Annotated in this window: 1 protein-coding gene; it reads left to right on the forward strand. The window is 67.8% G+C overall.

Features of this window, described 5'->3' with window-relative positions; all coding sequences use genetic code 11:
- On the forward strand, nucleotides 1–671 hold a 671-nt coding region (locus HZY97_RS20800; protein ID WP_180148023.1), incomplete at both ends, for an acyl-CoA dehydrogenase family protein.

Consider the following 671-nt stretch of genomic DNA (forward strand, 5'->3'; position numbering starts at 1 on the left):
TGGGGCACGATCGGCTCGCCGGCGGAGCATGGCGGGCAAGGGCTCCCGGTCAGCCTGTCGATTGCGGTGCTGGAGACGCTCGGCACCGCCAATATGGGCTTCGCGCTCGCCCCGATCCTCACCGTCGGTGCGGTCGAGGCACTGATGCACCATGGCACGCCCGATCAGCAGGCGGCGTACTTGCCCCACCTCTCGACCGGCGCCTGGACCGGCACGATGAACCTCACCGAGCCGCAGGCCGGTTCGGATGTCGGCGCGCTGCGCACCACCGCCACGCCCGTGGGCGAAGGCAAGTGGAAGCTAAAGGGCACCAAGATCTTCATCTCGTTCGGCGACCACGACATGGCCGACAACATCGTCCACCTGGTGCTGGCCCGGACGCCGGGAGCGCCGGCGGGCACCAAGGGCATTTCGCTGTTCCTGGTGCCGAAATATCGGCTCGAGGACGGCGCCTTCAACGACGTCCGCACCGTCTCGATCGAGCACAAGATGGGCCTCCACGCCTCGCCGACCTGCGTGCTGAGCTTTGGTGACCATGACGACTGCATCGGCGAACTGGTCGGCCCCGAACTCGGCGGCATCCGCGCCATGTTCACGATGATGAACAACGCGCGCCTCAATGTCGGCCTGCAGGGCGTCCAGGTCGCCGAACGCGCCACCCAGCGCGCCGT

This window comes from Sphingomonas sp. R-74633, from assembly GCF_013416555.1.
In the GTDB taxonomy this organism is placed as follows: Bacteria; Pseudomonadota; Alphaproteobacteria; order Sphingomonadales; family Sphingomonadaceae; genus Sphingomonas.